The organism is Dactylosporangium maewongense (assembly GCF_039531485.1).
Classification (GTDB): Bacteria; Actinomycetota; Actinomycetes; order Mycobacteriales; family Micromonosporaceae; genus Dactylosporangium; species Dactylosporangium maewongense.
In genome coordinates this window covers 81,727-99,155 of record NZ_BAAAQD010000025.1, presented here as the reverse complement: position 1 = coordinate 99,155, position 17,429 = coordinate 81,727, and the positions used below count along the sequence as shown (strand labels likewise).

At 71.9% G+C, this 17,429-nt stretch carries 16 protein-coding genes and 3 pseudogenes; 13 read left to right on the top strand and 6 right to left on the bottom strand.

What is annotated here, in order from left to right:
- Nucleotides 1–136 precede the first annotated feature (136 nt).
- The 4 genes from ABD332_RS45305 to ABD332_RS45290 all read left to right on the top strand — a co-directional run bounded on the left by ABD332_RS45305 (nucleotide 137) and on the right by ABD332_RS45290 (nucleotide 3,916).
- A complete protein-coding gene (locus ABD332_RS45305; protein WP_344510659.1) occupies nucleotides 137–1,369 on the top strand; it encodes a glycoside hydrolase family 3 N-terminal domain-containing protein in 1,233 nt (410 codons plus the stop codon).
- Between the two features lie 30 nt (nucleotides 1,370–1,399).
- Nucleotides 1,400–2,194: a DUF4184 family protein gene (locus ABD332_RS45300; RefSeq protein ID WP_344510657.1), complete on the top strand. Its 795-nt coding sequence runs from the start codon at nucleotides 1,400–1,402 to the stop codon at nucleotides 2,192–2,194.
- Nucleotides 2,195–3,041: 847 nt separating this feature from the next.
- Entirely contained in the window at nucleotides 3,042–3,494 is a 453-nt protein-coding gene (locus ABD332_RS45295; RefSeq protein WP_344510656.1) for a hypothetical protein, read from the top strand.
- A 17-nt stretch (nucleotides 3,495–3,511) separates the two neighbouring features.
- The gene (locus tag ABD332_RS45290) at nucleotides 3,512–3,916 is read left to right on the top strand and encodes a hypothetical protein (RefSeq protein WP_344510655.1); all 405 of its coding nucleotides are present in this window, start codon (nucleotides 3,512–3,514) and stop codon (nucleotides 3,914–3,916) included.
- Nucleotides 3,917–4,182: 266 nt separating this feature from the next.
- On the opposite strand, the gene ABD332_RS45285 is transcribed toward ABD332_RS45290, so the two are convergent.
- The 5 genes and pseudogenes from ABD332_RS45285 to ABD332_RS45275 all read right to left on the bottom strand — a co-directional run bounded on the left by ABD332_RS45285 (nucleotide 4,183) and on the right by ABD332_RS45275 (nucleotide 8,968).
- Nucleotides 4,183–4,563 carry a nuclear transport factor 2 family protein gene (locus tag ABD332_RS45285; RefSeq protein ID WP_344510654.1) on the bottom strand — a complete coding sequence of 127 codons (381 nt, stop codon included), beginning with the start codon at nucleotides 4,561–4,563 and terminating at the stop codon, nucleotides 4,183–4,185.
- Nucleotides 4,564–4,568: 5 nt separating this feature from the next.
- Nucleotides 4,569–5,249 (bottom strand): helix-turn-helix domain-containing protein, encoded by a 681-nt coding sequence (locus ABD332_RS60250; protein ID WP_425552392.1) that lies wholly within the window; start codon nucleotides 5,247–5,249, stop codon nucleotides 4,569–4,571.
- A 73-nt stretch (nucleotides 5,250–5,322) separates the two neighbouring features.
- Nucleotides 5,323–5,514: pseudogene (locus ABD332_RS60245) on the bottom strand (helix-turn-helix domain-containing protein); the annotation flags it as partial.
- A gap of 450 nt (nucleotides 5,515–5,964) precedes the next feature.
- Nucleotides 5,965–8,166, bottom strand: a complete 2,202-nt coding sequence (recD2, locus tag ABD332_RS45280) for an SF1B family DNA helicase RecD2 (protein WP_344510653.1) — start codon at nucleotides 8,164–8,166, stop codon at nucleotides 5,965–5,967.
- Nucleotides 8,167–8,209: 43 nt separating this feature from the next.
- Nucleotides 8,210–8,968, bottom strand: a complete 759-nt coding sequence (locus ABD332_RS45275) for a methyltransferase domain-containing protein (RefSeq protein WP_344510651.1) — start codon at nucleotides 8,966–8,968, stop codon at nucleotides 8,210–8,212.
- Between the two features lie 144 nt (nucleotides 8,969–9,112).
- On the opposite strand from ABD332_RS45275, the gene ABD332_RS45270 reads away from it, so the two are divergent.
- The 9 genes and pseudogenes from ABD332_RS45270 to ABD332_RS45230 all read left to right on the top strand — a co-directional run bounded on the left by ABD332_RS45270 (nucleotide 9,113) and on the right by ABD332_RS45230 (nucleotide 16,063).
- Nucleotides 9,113–9,637 (top strand): PadR family transcriptional regulator, encoded by a 525-nt coding sequence (locus tag ABD332_RS45270; protein WP_344510649.1) that lies wholly within the window; start codon nucleotides 9,113–9,115, stop codon nucleotides 9,635–9,637.
- Nucleotides 9,634–10,305 carry an ABC transporter ATP-binding protein gene (locus ABD332_RS45265; RefSeq protein ID WP_344510647.1) on the top strand — a complete coding sequence of 224 codons (672 nt, stop codon included), beginning with the start codon at nucleotides 9,634–9,636 and terminating at the stop codon, nucleotides 10,303–10,305. Before ABD332_RS45270 ends, ABD332_RS45265 begins: the two co-directional genes overlap by 4 nt.
- A complete protein-coding gene (locus tag ABD332_RS45260) occupies nucleotides 10,302–12,458 on the top strand; it encodes an FtsX-like permease family protein (protein ID WP_344510646.1) in 2,157 nt (718 codons plus the stop codon). The genes ABD332_RS45265 and ABD332_RS45260 overlap by 4 nt, the downstream gene beginning before the upstream one ends.
- A 58-nt stretch (nucleotides 12,459–12,516) precedes the next feature.
- Nucleotides 12,517–13,275: a thioesterase family protein gene (locus ABD332_RS45255; protein WP_344510645.1), complete on the top strand. Its 759-nt coding sequence runs from the start codon at nucleotides 12,517–12,519 to the stop codon at nucleotides 13,273–13,275.
- A 45-nt stretch (nucleotides 13,276–13,320) separates the two neighbouring features.
- Nucleotides 13,321–13,533: pseudogene (locus tag ABD332_RS45250) on the top strand (LexA family protein); the annotation flags it as partial.
- 399 nt (nucleotides 13,534–13,932) lie between these two features.
- Nucleotides 13,933–14,316 (top strand): annotated as a pseudogene (gene lexA / locus ABD332_RS45245) (transcriptional repressor LexA); the annotation flags it as partial.
- 559 nt (nucleotides 14,317–14,875) lie between these two features.
- Nucleotides 14,876–15,253 carry a DUF1622 domain-containing protein gene (locus ABD332_RS45240; RefSeq protein WP_425552393.1) on the top strand — a complete coding sequence of 126 codons (378 nt, stop codon included), beginning with the start codon at nucleotides 14,876–14,878 and terminating at the stop codon, nucleotides 15,251–15,253.
- Nucleotides 15,250–15,519, top strand: coding sequence for a hypothetical protein (locus ABD332_RS45235; RefSeq protein ID WP_344510644.1), 270 nt, complete (start codon nucleotides 15,250–15,252; stop codon nucleotides 15,517–15,519). The genes ABD332_RS45240 and ABD332_RS45235 overlap by 4 nt, the downstream gene beginning before the upstream one ends.
- Nucleotides 15,520–15,562: 43 nt before the next feature.
- Nucleotides 15,563–16,063: a hemerythrin domain-containing protein gene (locus ABD332_RS45230; protein WP_344510642.1), complete on the top strand. Its 501-nt coding sequence runs from the start codon at nucleotides 15,563–15,565 to the stop codon at nucleotides 16,061–16,063.
- A gap of 102 nt (nucleotides 16,064–16,165) precedes the next feature.
- Here the strand turns inward: ABD332_RS45230 and ABD332_RS45225 are convergent, their stop codons facing one another.
- Nucleotides 16,166–17,392 carry an MFS transporter gene (locus tag ABD332_RS45225; protein WP_344510640.1) on the bottom strand — a complete coding sequence of 409 codons (1,227 nt, stop codon included), beginning with the start codon at nucleotides 17,390–17,392 and terminating at the stop codon, nucleotides 16,166–16,168.
- Nucleotides 17,393–17,429 lie beyond the last annotated feature (37 nt).

Genomic DNA, 17,429 nt, shown 5'->3' with positions numbered 1-17,429 from the left:
TCCGGCCGCCTGGCTGTGGGCCGCCTTGCTCCGGCGGTCGGACCGGTCCGCCGCGGGCTGGCGGGGGGCGGCCGGTGCGGGCCGGGTAACGTCCATCGGGTCGGGCATCCTGCGAACCCCACGGACGGAGCGGCCCATGGCTCGCCATCGTGGCCGGATCGGCCCGTTCCCCAGGTGGACCGTCGCCGTGGCTGCCGTGGTGCTCGTCGCGGCCGGGGCGGCGCTGTGGTTCGTCGCGGCCGGTCGCGGTACACCGGCATCCGACGCACGCACACCCGCTGGTGCCGGCACGCATGCCCCGGTGTCGCCGTCCGCCTCGCCGAGCGGTGACTGTGCCGCCGCGTTGGTCGCCAAGCTCACCCTGGAGCAGCAGGTCGGTCAGCTCCTCATGATCGGCACACCGATCGGGACGCCGCTCAACGCCGTCCAGGCGATTCAGCGGTACCAGTTGGGCGGCATCTTCCTGGCCGGCCGCAGCACGGCGTCGGCGGCGTCGCTGCGCCAGTCGATCGAGCAGCTGCAGGCGGCCGCGGCCAAGTCGGGGCTCGGCCTGCAGATCGGCGTCGACCAGGAGGGCGGGCAGGTCCAGACGCTGAAGGGCGCCGACTTCCCGGCCATCCCGTCCGCGGTCAACCAGGCCAAACAGGACGACGCGACGCTGAAGGCCAACACCGCCGAGTGGGTCGGCCGGCTCAAGGCCATCGGCGTCACCATCGACCTGGCTCCGGTCGCGGACGTCGTCCCGGCCTCCGTCGGCAAGGCCAACCCCCCGATCGGCGGCTTCGACCGCCAGTACGGCGCGACCCCCGAACCCGCCGCCGCCGACGTCGCCACCGTCGTGACCGCGATGCAGGGCGCCGGCGTGCTCGCCACGCTCAAGCACTTCCCGGGCCTCGGCCGCGTCCGCGTCAACACCGACACCTCCACCGGCGCCCGCGACGACGTCACCACCGCCGACGACCCGGCCCTGCAGCCCTTCACCAGCGGCATCGCGGCCGGCTCGGCGGCGGTCATGATCTCCTCGGCGACGTACCCGAAGCTCGACCCGGCCAACATCGCCGCGTTCTCCGAGCCGATCGTCACCGGCCTGCTGCGCCAGAAGCTCGGCTTCGACGGCCTCGTGCTCTCCGACGACCTCGGCGCCGCCACCGCGGTCGCCTCGGTCCCGCTCGGCCAGCGCGCCGTCCGCTTCATCAAGGCCGGCGGCGACATGGCCCTGTCGGTGAAGCTGTCCGACGCCGGCCCGTGGACCGAGGCGCTCGTGACCGCCGCGAAGGGTGACCCCGCGTTCGCCGCCCGGGTGACCGAGTCCGCGACCCGGGTGGTCCGCGCCAAGCTCCGCGCCGGGCTGGCCCGCTGCGGCACCTGAACCGCGGCGGACCCGGCTACAGTCGCGATCATGCCGGCCACCTTCCCCTCGCACGCCGCCGCCGTCCTGCCGCTGAAGCTGTGGCGGCCCGCGTGGTTCGACGGGGTCGCCCTGGTCATCGGCTCGGCCGCGCCCGACCTGCCGTACGCGATGCACTGCCGCCCGCCGTTCACCAAGGGCCACACGTGGTGGGGTGTGCTGGCGTCCGTGCCCGTCACGACCGCGGCGACCCTGCTGGTGCGCCGGGCGGCACCGGAGGTCGCCGCGCACCTGCCGGGCCTCGGCCCGTTCGCCGTCCGTGACTACGGCGCCCTCGCCCGGGCCCGGCACCCGTGGTGGGTCACGGCCGGCTCGGCACTCATCGGCGCCGCCAGCCACGTCGCGTGGGACCACCTGACCCACGACACGGTGACCGGCACCAGGGTCGGTCTGCCGCGCCTGGCCCGGGAGGTGCTGCCGGGGGTGCCGGCGTGGGTGCCGCTGCACCTGGCCTCCAGCGCGGTTGGTGCGGCGGCGTGGCTCGCCATGTCGGCGAGGCTGGGCCGCACCCGCAGGATCGCCGCGTGGCACGGCCCGGCGCCGCACGTCCAGCGGCGACCCGGGGCGTTCTGGGGCACCGCGGCGGCGGTCGGAGCGGCAGGCGCTGCGGCAGCCGCGCTCGCACCGCAGCCCCGCCGCCGGTACGTGCGCTTCCTGCCAGCCGTGCCTCAACCAGCGGTGGTCTCCGCGCGCCTGCTCGGCGTGACCGCCGCCGCCCTCATGACCGCCGCCGCCGTGCACCGCGCGATCACGGCAAGGCGACACCCGGCTGCTGAGGTCTGCTGACCGCCACCGCCGTCACGCCCGGCGGCGCTCAGCACTGCCCCACGCCGAGTGGTGTGCCTGTTCGCCGTGTTCGCTGACCGCCGCCGCTGTCGCCGACCGCCGACCCAGCACAACTGCCCGCCTGGTCTATCCGCTCGGTCTGCCCCTCAATGCGCCCCCGACGCAGAAGACGCAGCCGTGGCGCCGGCGTATCGACCGGGACAGGCTCGCCCTCCACGCGGGCAGTACAGCAGGCTCTGACCGAGCGTGCCACCAGCCGCGAGGGCGTCGAGGTTGGGCGCGTTCGCCGCCACGACGTCGGCCCGGTTGAGCCCGTCCATGCCGACGACGAGAAGCGGCCACCTCGACGGCCGGGCGCTCGCGACGCCGGCCCCCTTGCCTGATCTCCAGTATTCGCCCGAGTTCGCAGGCCGGGACCCGTTGATCGACAGGAGCCTGTGGCTGTCCCGACGACCAGAAGTTCCTGTTGATCTGGCGTCCCGGCATGTGAACAGCGGCGCAACGAAGCGATCTGACCACCGAACGAGCATCGATTTTTGTCCGGCGTTGTTTGTCCGACGGCTGCCGCACTACCGGTCAAAGCGCCCAGAGCTCACGGTCAACTCGGACATCACCAAGGCTCACCATGGCCGGGGCTGCGATGCCGCAGACATCACAGCCCCGTGATAGTCCCGATCATCGGTCTGGAGGACTCATGAGAACAAAGGAAGGGCGACCCGTGCGCACAAGATCCCGAGCGTTGTTCCGAGCGTTGGGCGTCGCGGCCGCAGTACTCACCGTGGCTGGATCGGTGCTGGTGGGAAACCCGGCGTCGGCCGCAACCGGCGGAACGGGTTACAGCTCCTGCGTGAGGACCAGCACCACCAACACGTATTCGACGTACGCGACGGCAGACAATCAGTCCAACCGGGTCTCGGCGACATCCACCAGGGTGGTCCTTGATGTCTACGGCACGGGCAGGACATTCGACTGCGGACCGGGTGGCCGATCCCAAACCGTCCCCTCGCTGAAAGTGCAAACCACGTATGTCGTCGAGGGATCGGACATCAACTGCACCATCGGCGGCGGCACGGATGGGAACGTGACGTTCAGCTGCACGCCGAGCAAGACGTCCGCCACCATCACGGACACCTACACCTGCTCCAACGTCAGCTACTGCCAGATGTCCGACATCGGCGTGGTGTTCACCGCCGCCGGTAGTGGCCGCATTGACAAGATCGACACCACTGTCAAGGTGACCATCAGCGGGCCGTCGGGGCAGTCCAGCGCCACCTCCTACGTCACCGCCTTCAAGCGATGACACGGAAGGGGTTTGCGATGAGCCTGCGCCGGTTCTTCTCGGCGGTGACCGCGACCATTGTGCTCGTCAGTGGTATCGCCGCCTTCTCCCCGGCGGCCAACGCCGCCGATCCCTTTGCCTGCGAGATCCACATCGGAGGCACGTCAGAGTCCTACGAGATCGTCAAGGGATACGGGAGCATCGGATCCGGCTGTGTCGGCTGGACGGTCAACGTCCGCATCCAAAGAAGTCGAGCATGGCCCATTTTGTGGGAGACCATGAAGTCCGCTCGAATTACCGGGCCTGGTTACGACCAGTACGTCTACTACAACTGCGCCGGCACCGGGACCCATGACTTCCGGACAAGCGTCTGGGCCGAGCGGAATAATCCGTGGGGCCAGAAGGAAAAGACATCGGCCGTTCTGTACGAAGTAGTGTGCTAGCCCCGCGCCTTCATTGAGCATGGTTCGGGGACTGCGAAAGTGTCCCCTGACATGGGGCGACAGGACCGGTCGAGGGTCTTGCCCATCCCGCCACAGGGGGCACTTTCAAGGTGAACGCGTCCGAAGATCGTCAGCCCATCGCGGGGCCGCCGCGACCAACCGAGCCCTGACCTGCGGCGACACCGCCCGGCGACCTCGGTGCCCACCATGCCCGGGGAGACCACGTTGACGGTGATGCCGTAGGGCCCAACTCGCCGGCGGACTCGTCAGGGCATCGGCTCCACCCATGGGGTGCGCCAGGCGGGCGGGTCGAACGGATCCGCGAAGTACTGGGTCTCGTGGGTGACCTTGCCGTCACGGAACTCCATGATGCTGACGGTGAACGCCGGTGTCCCGTCGTAGTCGATCACGTACTCGGTGATCCACAGATCCCCGCCGCCGAGAACGCGGCGGATGGTGAAGCCGAGCTTGGCCGGGTGGTGCGAGCGGAGCGCCTGCAGGTTGCGACGGCCATGGATACGCTCGCCTGACTGGGGATAGTCGACCACGACGTCGTCGTGATAGATCTCGTGCTCGGCGTCCTGGTCCCCGGTGGCGGACGCCGCCCAGTGCCGGTCAAGTGCCGCCCGGATCTCCTGATCCCCCATTGACGTCACCTTCGACCATCACGAGTGCCGCGTGAGACGCCGGACCGGCATCTCAGCCCCGTCATCACCACCGTAACCGCGCCGGCACGTCGTCCCGGAACCGTAACCCGGCTCGTGGGGCACAACGCTGTCCAGGATCGCCGGGTGGACGTGGTCGGTGCCATCGAAGCCGCTGCCTGCACCGCCCAGGTTCCGCGCGGAGAAGCCCCGACCGCGCCACTGTCGGCACCGAACACGTCCTCGCGGTCCTCGACATCGCTTCGGTGAGCAAAGCTCGCCTGCCACGTCACCCTCGACTCACCCCGACCACGCCGGTTCCGCCGCGCCCGGAGCCGTGCGTGCGGCCGTCCGGAGCGATCGCGGCGCCGAAGTGCTCTCCGGTCCGCGTCCGCCCTGCCGATTCCTGGGACTTCACGCCGGACCGCGCGATCTGCGGGCCAGGCCCGGCGGATCGGCAGGTGCGTCGGTGCCGGTGGCCCGCCGAGGAACTGCGTCCAGATGTGCTCGCGCCAGTCGGTGATTTTCTGCTCGTCACGTTCCACCGCGCGGCGCGCCGGGCGCTGAGCGCTGAACCCGAGCCGGTGCAGCAGGTTCCACACCGACGACGGATAGCGGTAGACCACCCCGAGCCGGCGGCGGATCACGGTGGCCACCCTGGCCAGGGTCCAGCCACCCGGAACCCACACGCCTGCGGCCCGGCGATGAGCACCTCGACCAGCTCTGCCTGCTGTCCCGGCGAAAGTCACGCCGGGAAACCGGCGGCCGTCGCATCCGTAACGCGTCCACCCCGCCGGTCAGCCACCGCTGCCGCCACCTGAACACCGCCTGCGGCGTCACCCCCAACCGGCGAGCGATCTGCGCCTGCGGCACTTCCCGCTCGAACAACTCCGCAGCGACCAGCCGCCGCCGCTCGGCCTGCTCACGCTCAGCCTTCGCCACCGCGTTCGCCATACCTCAAGAGTCCACCCAACCCGGCCCCAGCCGGATCATGAAACCTCCGCGGTCGGCGCGGTCTAATCGCTTCGTCTGGTTGCCTGGCTCACGCTAAGACGTTGGCCAATGCCACGAGATGCTCCATTTGGGCATTGACGTTGCGCGATCAACCTACAAATCAGAGATCATTTTGTGGGTGGATCGCGCAGCCTCGATGGGACAAAGGGTGCGAGCGCTGACATTGATCAACGTCTGTGAGACGAGGGGCGGGTGGGAGGGGAGGGGAGGGGACGCCAGTTGATCCGGCGGCGCTCAAGTGACCGTGTGGGCGAGGCGCGATCAGGGGTTGTGATGAGGGTGGTGGGTGCGGGGTTGGGCGTTGCGGTGATGGAGGGGCGGCAGTGTGGGCGAGGCGGGACTGCGTGGTGGCGCCGGCGGAGTGGTTGCCGGGAGAGGGGCCAGGCGGGGTCAGGGGCTGAGGCGGTGGGTGAGGGCGGTGTGGCGGCCGCTGCCGACGGTGCGGACCGCGGCGGCGAGAGCGCGGCGTGAGCCGACCAGCACGACGAGGCGCTTGGCGCGGGTGACGGCGGTGTAGAGCAGGTTGCGTTGCAGCATCATCCAGGCGCTCGTGGTCAGCGGGATCACCACGGCGGGGTACTCGGAGCCCTGGGAGCGGTGGATGGTCATCGCGTACGCGTGCTGCAGCTCGTCGAGCTCGTCGAAGTCGTAGTCGATGGACTCGTCCTCGTCGGTGCGGACGGTGAGGGTCTGCTCGTCGGGGTCGAGGGCGGTGACGACGCCGAGGGTGCCGTTGAAGACGCCGGCCTGGCCCTTCTCGTAGTTGTTGCGGATCTGCGTGACCTTGTCGCCGACGCGGAACACCCGGCCGCCGGCGCGGCGCTCCGGCTGCCCGTCGCGGGACGGGGTGAGGCGCTCCTGCAGCAGGGCGTTGAGCGCGCCGGCGCCCGCCGGGCCGCGGTGCATCGGGGCGAGCACCTGCACGTCGCGGCGCGGGTCGAGGCCGAACTTCGCCGGGATCCGGTGGTGCACCACGTCGACGGTGAGCTGCGCCGCAGCCTCGGTGTCGTCGCATGGGAAGAGGAAGAAGTCCCGCATGCCCTGCACGACCGGCGGCAGGCCGGCGTTGATCCGGTGCGCGTTGGTGACGACGCCGGAGTCGGCGGCCTGCCGGAAGACCTGCGTGAGGCGTACCCGCGGGACGGCCTCCGCATCGAGGACGTCGCGCAGCACCGCGCCGGCGCCGACGGACGGCAGCTGGTCGACGTCGCCGACGAGGAGCAGGTGCGCGCCGGGCGGCACCGCCTTGACCAGCTTGTTGGCGAGGATGAGGTCGAGCATGGACACCTCGTCCACGACGAGGAGGTCGACGTCGAGGGGGTTGTCCCGGTCGAAGCTCGCGTCGCCGCCGGGCTGGAGCTTCAGCAGCCGGTGTACGGTCGCGGCGGGCTGCCCGGTCAGCTCGGACAGGCGTTTGGCGGCCCGCCCGGTCGGGGCGACCAGCAGGATCTTCGCCTTCTTCGCGGCGGCGAGCTCGACGACCGACCGGACGGTGAAGCTCTTGCCGCAGCCCGGGCCGCCGGTGAGCACCGCGACCTTCGAGGTGAGCGCCAGCCGGACCGCCTGCTCCTGCTCGGGTGCCAGGTCGGCGCCGGTGCGCGAGCGAAGCCAGGCGAGCGCGCGGGTCCAGTCGATGCCGTGGAAGTGCGGCATCCGGTCGCCCCGCCCCCGCAGCAGGGTCAGCAGCGCGTTGGCCAGGGACTGCTCCGCGCGGTGGAACGGCACCAGGTACACGGCCGGCCCGTCGTTGCCGGGGACCGTCTCGCGCACCACCCCTTCCTCCGTGACGAGCTCGTCGAGGCAGCGGGTGGCGAGGTCCGCGGGCACGTCGAGGATCTTGGTGGCGTCGGCGACCAGCTGCGCGGCGGGCAGGAAGCAGTGCCCGTTGTCGGTGGCCTCGGAGAGGGTGTACTGGAGACCCGCCTTCACCCGCTCCGGGCTGTCGTGCGGGATGCCGACGGCCTGGGCGATCGCGTCGGCGGTCTTGAACCCGATGCCCCACACGTCGGTGGCCAGCCGGTAGGGCTCGGTCTTCACCACGTCGATGGACTTGTCGCCGTACTGCTTGTAGACGCGCACCGCGATCGACGTCGACACGCCGACGCCCTGGAGGAAGACCATCACCTCCTTGATGACCTTCTGCTCCTGCCACGCCGCGGTGATCTTCGCGGTGCGCTTCGGTCCCAGGCCGGGCACCTCGACGAGGCGCTCGGGGTGCTCCTCGATGACGGTGAGCGTGTCGAGGCCGAAGTGCTCGACGATGCGTTCGGCGAACACCGGGCCGATCCCCTTGATGAGCCCGGAGCCGAGGTACCGGCGGATGCCCTGGATCGTGGCGGGCAGCACGGTGGTGTAGGAGACGACCTCGAACTGCCGCCCGTACTGCGGATGTGACGACCACCAGCCCCGCATCCGCAGGCTCTCGCCGGGCTGCGCCCCGAGCAGGGCCCCGACGACGGTCAGCAGGTCGGTGCCGCGCCCGGTGGCGACGCGGGCGACCGTGTAGCCGGTCTCCTCGTTCGCGTACGTGAGCCGCTCGAGGACCGCTTCGAGCACCTGCGGCGCCGGGCGGGAGGCGGCAGGTGGCGGCACGCGCACCATGGTGCCCCGGCCGCCACCGTCCTGGCAATCCGGCTCAGCGGGGCAGGCGGCGCGCCACGTAGACGACGTTCACCGCGTACCGATCGGTGCCGGGCAGCACGCTCGCCGCCGAGTCGACGCCCCGCGCGATCCGGTCGAGCCCGCGCCGCTCGTACCAACCCTGGGTCAGCATCGAGAAGCCGCGCCGCTCCACGGTCTCGAACCCGTGCCTGGCCAGCAACCGGTCGACGTCGTCGTGCGACAGCTCGGCGAACCACCGCTGCCCCCGCAGCCGGTGCGCCCGCAGGTGCCGCAGCGAGTTGGCGTTGCCGTGGTTCTCGATGACGAGCAGCCCGGCGCCGGGGTCGGGCAGGGCCTTGGCCGCGAACGCGAGGGCCCGGTCGCGGACGGTGTCGTCGACGTTGAGCAGCAGCCGGAACATGGTGACGAGCGTGGGTCCGTCCGCCGGTGCGGGCTGCGGCACGGGGCCGTCGGCCGGGATCGCGTGCAGCCGCGCCCGGGTGCCGACCTCGGCGGCCTTGGCGAGCATGTCGGTGGACGTGTCGTAGCCGTGAGCCTCCCGGACGAGTCCGTGCAGGCTGCGGATCGCCCGGCCGGTGCCGCAGGCGAAGTCGTGCTGGACCGGTCGCTGGTCCGGTCGCTGGTTCGGGAACGACCGCCGGACGAGGGCCCGCAGGTACGCCCGCTGCCGCTCGTTGATCCGCGACGCGTAGCTGCCGGGTGCGTAGGTGACGTGCTCGTACTTGTCGACCGCGCCGGTGTGCTGGAACACCCGCGCGTAGTTCGTGTCCAAAGCTGATCCCCGTTCAGTTGTGCCGCCCTACCCAGGCCAACCGCGCCATGACAGATCGGATACGGCTAGCTACGGTCCGCAGTCTTTCGAGACCTACGCTGAGGGTATATACGCGGCGTATACTCTCGGCGTATGGTGATCGGCATGAGCGTTCCCCTCACGCTGCTCGGGCTCCTGGAGCGCGAGCCCAGCCACGGTTATGACCTCAAGCGCGACTACGACACCTTCTTCGGCCGCGGCAAGCCGCTGTCGTTCGGGCAGGTCTACGCGACCCTCGGCCGCCTCGCCCGCGACGGCAAGGTCGTCATCAGCGACGTCGAGCCGGGGGAGGGGCCCGACCGGAAGCGGTACGTCATCACCGACGCCGGCGCCACCGAGGTCGACGCGTGGCTCGCCGAGCCCGTCGAGCCCGAGCCGCACCTGCAGACGGTGCTGTTCGCCAAGGTCGTGCTGTCGCTGATGCTGGGCCGCTCCGCCGAGGACTACCTGGACATGCAGCGCAGCGCCCACCTGCGCCGCATGCAGCAGCTGACCGAGATCAAGCGCGCCGGCAACCTCGTCGACGCGATGCTCGCCGACCACGGCCTGTACCACCTCGAGGCCGACCTGCACTGGATCGAGACGACGGTGGCTCGTCTCGACGCACTCACGAAAGAGGTCCGTCGATGATTGAGGCCAGGGACGTCCGGTTGTCGTTCGGGCAGACGCCGGCGCTGCGCGGCGCCACCCTCACCGTCGAGGAGGGCGAGATCGTCGCCGTGATGGGCCCCAGCGGCTCCGGCAAGTCGACGCTGCTGCACTGCCTCGCCGGCATCCTGGTCCCCGACGAGGGCGAGATCCACTTCGACGGCGCCCGCATCGACCGGCTCGACGAGACCCGCCGCAGCACCCTGCGCCGCGACCGGTTCGGATTCGTGTTCCAGTTCGGCCAGCTCGTGCCGGAGCTGACCGCCGAGGACAATATCGCCCTGCCGCTGCTGCTCGGCGGCGCCCGCCGCGCCGACGCCGTCGCGCAGGCCCGGCCCTGGTTCGCCCGGCTCGGCCTGGACGGCCTCGAGCAGCGCCGCTCCGGCGAGCTGTCCGGCGGCCAGGCGCAGCGCATCGCCCTCGCCCGGGCGCTGGTCGCCAAGCCCCGCGTCCTGTTCGCCGACGAGCCGACGGGCTCCCTCGACTCGCTCACCGGAGAGCAGGTCATGGACCTCATGGTCGACTCCGCCCGGGCGCAGGGCACGACCGTCGTGCTCGTCACCCACGAGGCCCGTGTCGCGGCGTACGCCGACCGCCAGGTCGTCGTCCGCGACGGCCGCGTCCACGCCCTCGCCAGGAGCGCGTCGTGATCCGGTTCGGGCTGCGCCTCACCCTCGCGAGCGGCCGCGAGGCCGCGATCAGGCTCGCCGTCATGGCTGGCGCGGTCGCGCTCGGCGTGTGGCTGCTGCTGAGCACCCTCGCCGGCGTCAACGCGGTCGACGGGCAGGTCACCAGGCTGGCCGCCCTCGGCGCGCACACCCCGTCCGACGGCGGCCCGCTGTGGTGGGCCGAGCGGAACGGCGAGTACCACGACGGGCAGAGCATCACCAGGATCGACGTCGCCGCGCTCGCCGCCGGTGCGCCCGTTCCCCGGGGGCTGCCACGCTTGCCGGGGCCGGGGGAGTACTTCGTCTCGCCGGCTCTCGCCGACCTGATCGACGCGACCCCCGCAGACCAGCTAGGCGACCGTTTCCCGGGCCGCCGGGCGGGGTTCATCGGCGACGCCGCGCTGCCCTCGCCCGACACGCTCAGCATCGTCGTCGGCGGCACCCCGGAGTTCGTCTCGCAGCTGTACGGCGCGCGCCGCGTCAGCGCGTTCCCCACCGATGCGATGGGTGTGCCCGTCGCCGCGCTCGACCTGATCCTGTCCGTCGTCGCCGGCGGGCTGCTCTTCCCGGTGCTCATCTTCATCGGCACCGCGACCCGTCTCAGCGCCGCCCGGCGGGAGCAGCGCTTCGCCGCGATGCGCCTCATCGGCGGCACACCCAGGCAGATCTCCGTCGTCGCCGCCGTCGAGTCGACCGTCGCGGCGCTGCTCGGCACCGCCGCCGGGTTCGCGCTGTACCTCGCGCTGCGCGAGCAGGTCGCCGGGATCCCGTTCACCGGCCTGCCGTTCCAGCCCGACGACGTGACCCTCGGCCCGCTGATGGCCGTGGCGGTCGCGGTCGGTGTGCCCGTCGCCGCCGCGGTCGCCGCCCGGGTGGCGCTGCGCCGGGTCCGCATCTCCCCGCTCGGCGTCGTGCGGCGTGTGACGCCGAAGCCGCCCCGCTGGTTCCGCCTGCTCCCGCTGCTGCTCGGCATCGGCGAGCTCGCGTTCTTCATCGGCCGGGTGCCGGACAGCTCCAACAAGCAGGTCGCGGTCTTCCTGCCCGGGCTGCTGCTCATCATGGTCGGCCTGGTGATCGCCGGGCCGTGGCTGACGATGGTCGGCGCCCGGGTGCTCGCCCGCCGGGCGCAGCGGCCCGCGACCCTCATCGCCGCCCGTCGCCTGAGCGACAACCCGTCGGCGGCCTTCCGGGCGATCAGCGGCGTCGTCATCGGCCTCTTCGTCACCACCACGTCCGTCGGCATCATCCACACCCTGACCGAGGAGCGCGGCCGGCACGTCGACGCGCTCTCCGCCGCCACGCTGGTCACGATGTTCGAACGTGGACCGCAGAGCATCCCAGCGCCGGTCATCGCCTCCCTGATGGCCCAGCCCGGGGTCCGTTCCGTCACGGTCGTGCGGGGCAACCCCGAGCGCGACGGCGACTACGCCGGCTTGGCCCTGTGCGCCGACCTCGCCCGGGCGCCCGAATACGGCCGCTGCGCCGATGGGGCGACGGTCGCCTGGGTCCACGAGGACCTGCTGGGGTGGCGCACCACGCACGGCGCCGGCATCGTCTGGCCGGCGGCACCGTTGACCGAGGCGCAGCTGGCCGAGCTGCCCGTGGAGGCAGTCGTCACCGGCACCGACGGCGCCACGGCCACCCTGGAGCGCGCCCGCACCACGCTGGAGCGCGCGTTCCCCGACCTGCGGATCCAGCCGATCACCGAACGGGACCGCGCCGAGGACCAGAACTCGCAGCTCGCCGGCTTCGAGCAGCTCGCGGCGGTCATCATCTTCGCGAGCCTGCCGATCGCCGGGTGCAGCCTCGCGGTCGCCGTCATCGCCGGTCTCACCGATCGCAAACGGCCCTTCAGCCTGCTGCGGCTCACGGGTGTACCGCTGGCGGTGCTGCGACGGGTCGTCGCCCTGGAGAGCGCGGTGCCGTTGCTGGCCGCCGCCGCCCTCGCGATCGGGGCCGGGCTGCTGGGCGCGCAACTGTTCCTGAAGGCGCAGATGGACTACACGCTGCACCCGCCGTCACCGACCTACGCCGCGATCGTCGCCGGTGCGCTGCTGATGTCCCTGGCCATCATCGCCGCGACGTTCCCGCTGCTGCGGCGCATCACCGGCCCGGAGACCGCCCGGAGCGAGTGAGCCCCTTGTCGCCGCGCCGCCCGCAGGCTGACGGCAGGCGTCGATCTACGATGTCCCGATGGCGTTCTACCTTCCGCTGGGCTCCGGCCGGTTCGCTTCGACAGCACACACGCGGGGGCCGTGGGACGCGGGATCGCAGCACGCCGGGCCGCCGGCGGCGCTGCTCGGCCGGGCGGTGGAGCAGATTGCGCCGCCCGGCATGCGGGTCGCCCGGCTGACCTTCGAGATCGCCAAACCGGTCCCCATCGCGGAACTGTCCGTGGAGGCGCGGATCGTCCGGCAGGGGCGCAGTGTCGCGCTCGTCGAGGCGGCGATCGAGCCGTTCATGCGCTGCACCGCGCTGCTGATCCGCGCGGGGGCGGACGTGGTGCCCGCCGCGGTCCCGCCCCCGACCGTCCACCTCGACGGCGCCACCGTCAAGCCGCTCTACCCGACGACCCACGACGTCGGCTACCACACGGCGATGGACTTCCGCTTCTCCGAGGGCTCGTTCCTGGAACGCGGCCCGGCGACCGCCTGGCTGCGCATGAACGAGTCCCTTGTGGACGGTGAGGAGCCCAGCCCGCTGACCCGCGTCCTGGTCGCCGCCGACTCGGGCAACGGGATCAGCAACGAGCTGGAGCTGCGCAGCTTCCTCTTCGTCAACGCCGACCTGACCGTACATCTGCTGCGGCACCCGATCGGGGAGTGGGTGTGCCTGCGCTCGGCCACCTCCATCGACCCCGCCGGCATCGGCCTCGCCGACACCGCCCTGCACGACCAGCACGGCCCCATCGGCCGATCGGTCCAGAGCCTTTTTGTCGCACCCCGCCGGTAGGGTGATTCTCGTACAGGTGATCGAATATTGGCGTATGGTGATCGCATGGTGGACAGTGGACTCAGTGACCGGCAGCAGCGCGTTCTGACCGTGATCCGCGGCTGGGTCGAGGAGCACGGCTATCCACCCACGGTGCGCGAGATCGGCGCGGCCGTCGGCCTGGTCTCGACGTCGTCGGTGTCGCACCATCTCAAGTCGCTGGAGCGCCTCGGTTATCTGCGCCGCGACGGCCGCTGGCCCCGGGCGATGGACGCCAGGGAGGGCGTGCGCGCTGAGTCGGGCGACGCTCAGTCTGGCGCTGGCTCCGGTGCCGCGGGCGGGGTCGGGCCGGGTGCCGACGGCGACGGCCGCGCTGGGGCGGGCCGTGGTGCCGGTGGCGCTGACGTCCGGCTCGGTCCTTGGGCCGGGCTCGCGGGTGACGTGCGGTTCGGTGCTCGTGGTGATGACGGGGCCAGGGGCCGCCGCAGTGGTAGTGGCGCTGACGTTCGGCTCGGGCCCTGGGCCGGGGTGGCGGATGACCTCCGATCCGGGATCCGGAGCGACAATCGTGCCGAGGGCGGCCAAGTTGACGACGTGACCGACGTCCGGACTGGGAGCCAGATCCGGGCCAGATCCGGCGGGCGGGCCGGTGCCCACGGCGGGTCGGGCACCATCCATCGTGACGCCGGGGTCAGCGTGCCGGTGCTCGGTGCGATCGCCGCCGGTCAGCCGATCCTCGCCGAGGAGCAGGCCGACGACGAGCTGACCCTGCCGTCCTCGCTCGTCGGCCACGGCAGCCTGTTCGCCCTCCGGGTCAAGGGCGACTCGATGATCGAGGCCGCCATCTGCGACGGCGACTTCGTCGTGGTCCGCCGCCAGCCGGTCGCCGACAACGGGGACATCGTCGCCGCGATGATCGACGGCGAGGCCACCGTCAAGGTCTACCGCCGCCGCGACGACGGTCATGTCGACCTCATGCCCCGCAACCCTGCGTACGACATCATCCCGGGCGACGAGGCCACCATCCTCGGCCGCGTCGTCAGCGTGCTGCGCCGCCTCTGACCCCTCCGCCACCGCCGCCGTCCGGCCCGTGTCCGCGGGCCGGCGTCCGCGGCCCGTGCCGGTGGGCGGCGTCGTCCAGGGCGTGTCCTGGCTGGACCGTGTCCGCACGTGTCCGCCGGGACCTGCCGTGGGCCCGCGCCCGCCGACAGTGCCGCGGGTCGTGTCCGCAGGTCGGTGCCGCGCCGCGTTGCCGGGTGGTGTTCCATGCCCCGCCGCCCGCCGCCCGCCGCCCGCCGTCCGCCGTCCGCCGTCCGCCGCGGGTCGTGGGTCGTGGGTCGTGGGTCGTGTTCGCAGGGTCGGTGCCCGGGCCGCGTTGCCAGGCGGTGTTCCTTGCCCGTGTCCGCAGGGTGTGGTCTGGGTTGTGTTCCCGGGCTGCGTCGGCAGACAGTGCTGTCCGGGCGGTGTTCCCGGGCAGTGTCCGCAGGGAGCGCTGTCCGGTTGTGTTCCCGTGGTCGGGTCCGCTGGGCGCTGTCTGGGTTGAGATGTCGGGCGTGTCCGCTGGGGCGTGGGCTGGTGGGCGGCGGTGGTTGTGTGGCGGTGGGGTGGGCAGAAGGGGCGGGTGGAGCTGGAGTTCGGCGAGGCGGGGCTGTCGGGTGTGGTCGACCTGATGGTGCGGGTGGTTGAGGCGGCCGGCGCGGTGGTCATCTTCGTCGGGGCGGTGGTGGCGTTCGCGCGGTTCGTGGTGGTGGCCGTGCGGACTCGGCGGGTCGAGGGGTTCACGCAGGTCAGGCTGGGGCTGGGGAGGTTTCTGGCGTTGGGGCTGGAGTTTCAGCTCGCCGGGGACATCCTGCGGACGGCGATCGCTCCGACGCTGCGGGAGATCGGGGAGCTTGCCGCCGTCGCGGCGATCCGGACGGGGCTGAACTACTTCCTCGGCCGCGAGATCAAGGAGGAGCGGGAGGAACTCGCCCGGGGGAAGGACGCGGCCACGCCGTGATGCGGGTGCTGGTGGAGTACGCGGCGCTGGGGTGCGTCGCGGCGGGGGTGGTTGCGGGGTGGGTGACGTTCGCGCTCGGGCGGGACCTGCGGGGCGCGCTGGGGGTGGCGCTGGACTTCTGGCTCGCGGGCGGGATGCTGCGGCTCTCCGTCGGGACGGACTGGCAGCCGCTCGCGGCCGCGGCGGCGATCCTCGTGGTCCGGAAGCTGCTCGTGGCGTCGGTGGGCCGGTCCCGGGGTCGTTTGCGGAAGTGCAAAGAAGGGTAGCTATAACAGCGTTAACCAGGTATGTCCACGTTTGGAGGGACTCGTGTCGACCGACGCGATCGTTGTGCTCAAAGAGGACCACAAGACCGTCAAGCGGCTCTTCAAGGAGTTCCAGTCGGTGGGGGACGCGGCGAAGCGGCGCAAGGCCGAGATCGTCGGCAAGATCCTGGAGGAGCTGACCGTCCACACGTACCTCGAGAACGAGGTCATGTACCCGGAGGTCCGCAAGCTGCTGCCGGACGTCGAGGACGACGTGCTGGAGTCGTACGAGGAGCATCACGTCGCGGACGTGCTGTGCTTCGAGCTCGCCACGATGAGCCCGGACGACGAGCACTTCGACGCGAAGGTGACGGTGCTCATCGAGAGCGTGACGCACCACATCGACGAGGAGGAGCAGGAGTGGTTCCCGAAGGTCCGGGCGGGCCTCGGTCGCAACCAGCTGCAGGAGATCGGCGCCCGCATGGAGGAGCTTCGGCCCAGCGCGCCGAAGAAGCCGACCCAGCCGAAGGCGCTGAAGAAGGCGCTCGACGCGATGACCGCCTGACGGCGAAGACACCCCCGCGCCCCGCACCGGCCCGAGGTCGGCAGCGGGGCGCGTGCCGTCTCAGGAGGCCGGCACCAAACCTCACGAGGCCGGCACCGAACTTCAGGACGCCGGCATCAGGGCGGGCAACCTCGGCAGGAGCAGCAGCGCGAGCGCGGCGGTGGCGACGGTGACGGTGCTGGCGAGGACGGCCGGCGTGGTGAGGCCGGCGGCCTGGGCGAGCGCCGGGCCGGCGACCGCGCCGATCAGCGTGGCGAGGGCCTCGCCGCTGAGGAAGACGGCGCTCACCCGGCCGAGGACGGCGTTGGGGAGGGTGCGCTGCACCGTGGTCTGTGGCACCGCCCAGGTCATCGAGCCGGAGACGCCGATGCCGACGGCGGCGGGCAGCGCGACGGGCAGGCCGTCGGCGGTGAACAGCGCGAGGAATCCGGCGGCGGTGCAGAGCAGGCTCAGCGCGTACAGGTGCCGCGGCTGGACCCGGTCGACCAGCAGCCTGATGAGCGGGGCGCCGAGCAGGAAGCCGGCCCCGAGCGCCGAGACGACCAGGCCGGCCTGGCGGGGGCCGCCGAGCTCGGTGACGCCGAGCGGGACGAGCAGGGCGCTGAGGGAGCCGTTGGCGAGGGTGAAGAGCGTGCTGACGACCAGCAGCCACCGGGTCATCCGGTCGCCGCGGATGGTGCGCAGGCCGTGCCGCAGCTCCTCGCGGATCGCCGCGACCGTCGTCCGGGATGCCCGCGCGCCGGGGTGGCGGGTGGTGAGGAAGATGGCCACGGCCGAGCACAGGTAGGTGGCGACGTCCGCCCAGATGAGCACGGGGAAGCCGTAGGCCAGGAGCAGGACGGCGCCGAGCGGGGCGCCGACGAGCCGGACGACGCCATCGGTGCCGGCGGTGAGCGCGTTGGCGCTGCTGAGGCGGGTGCCGGTGCCGACGACGGCGGGCGTGTACGCCTGTGCGGCCGGGCGGAACAGGACCGAGCCGGTGCTCTCGGCGGCGAGGGCGGCGTAGACGATCCACACGGTGCCGGGGGAGTCGGCGAGGAGCATCGTGGCGACCGCCGCGGCGCGGACCACGTCGGTGGTGAGCATGACCCGGCGGCGGTCCCAGCGGTCGCTGAGCACCCCGGCGAGCGGCCCGAGCAGCAGCACCGGCAGGTACTCCGCGGCGAGGGTGAGACCGGTGGCCATGAGCGAGCCGGTGATCTGCAGGACGTGCGCGGGGACGGCGACGGTCAGCAGCCAGCTGCCGAGCAGGCTGACGAACCGGCCCGTCCACAGCAGCCTGAAGTCCCGCACCCGCAGCGCCTCGGGCATCCCGGGCAGCTTCGGCATCCGTCGATCCTTGCACGGGCACGGTGTTTCGGCGGAC